This window comes from Pseudoduganella sp. RAF53_2, from assembly GCF_052113985.1.
GTDB lineage: Bacteria > Pseudomonadota > Gammaproteobacteria > Burkholderiales > Burkholderiaceae_D > Rugamonas.
Map to the genome: position 1 here is coordinate 1 of NZ_JBFRDW010001081.1, position 1049 is coordinate 1049.

The 1049-nt window shown below is 58.2% G+C and carries 1 protein-coding gene; it reads left to right on the forward strand.

All coding sequences use genetic code 11. The features are described 5' to 3' along the window. Positions 1–1049: ABC transporter ATP-binding protein/permease (locus AB4Z11_RS32455; protein ID WP_442030402.1), on the forward strand; the 1049-nt coding region annotated here is incomplete at both ends.

Consider the following 1049-nt stretch of genomic DNA (forward strand, 5'->3'; position numbering starts at 1 on the left):
CTTCAGCCACCAATGAAGCACCAGCCGATGAGACTGCGGCAAAGCCGAAAAAACGCCGCCGGGTTCCCTTGCTGTCGCTCGCCGCATGGAAGCAGTTCGTCAATGTCGCGAAGCCTTATTGGCTGGAGGACGAAAAGGCGAAGGCCTGGAGCCTGCTCTTGCTGCTGATCGTCCTGATGCTGATCGACACCAAACTGGCAGTCATGCTGAACAACCAGACTGGCGAAATGACCTCTGCGCTGGCGGCCAGAAATAGCGGCAGATTCTGGAATTCGGTGCGGGCCTGCCTTTTTATTCTGGCGGTTGCCGTGCCCGTCTACGCCTTCTATTACTACATGCGCGACCTCTTCGCCAACCACTGGCGGCGCTGGCTCACCAGCCATTTCCTTGATGGCTACCTGAAGGGGCGCAAATATTATGAGCTGGGTGCGGACGGCGAAATTGACAATCCCGACCAGCGTATCAGCGAAGACATCAACACCTTCACCGGCAGGTCCATCAACTTCCTGCTGATTTTTTTAGGCTCAATCATGCAGCTGGTGGCCTTCAGTGCCGTGCTGTGGTCAATCTCGCACATGCTGGTGGCAGTGCTGACCGTGTACGCGCTGCTGGGCACGGTCGTTGCCATCTATATTTTCGGCACGCCGCTGATTCAGCTGAACTTCTGGCAGCTGCGGCGCGAGGCGGACTTCCGCTTCAGTCTGATGCGCTTGCGCGAGAATGCGGAATCCATTGCCTTCTATCGCGGCGAAGCGCAGGAGCGTGCGCACATCGACAGCAAGTTCGACAAGGTCTTTCACAATTTTGCGAGATTGATCAAGAAGCAGCGTGCGCTGAACTTCTTCCAGCGCTCCTTCAGCCAGCTCACGCTGGTGCTGCCGGGCGTTATTCTGGCCGGAGGCGTTCTGTCCGGCGAGCTGGAAGTGGGACGGGCGGTACAAGCAACCGGTGCGTTTACCGCGGTGCTCGCGGCCGTGGGCGTCATTGTCGAAAACTTCGAAAGCCTGAGCCGCTTCGTGGCAGGCATTGGGCGCTTGCAGGCATTGTCC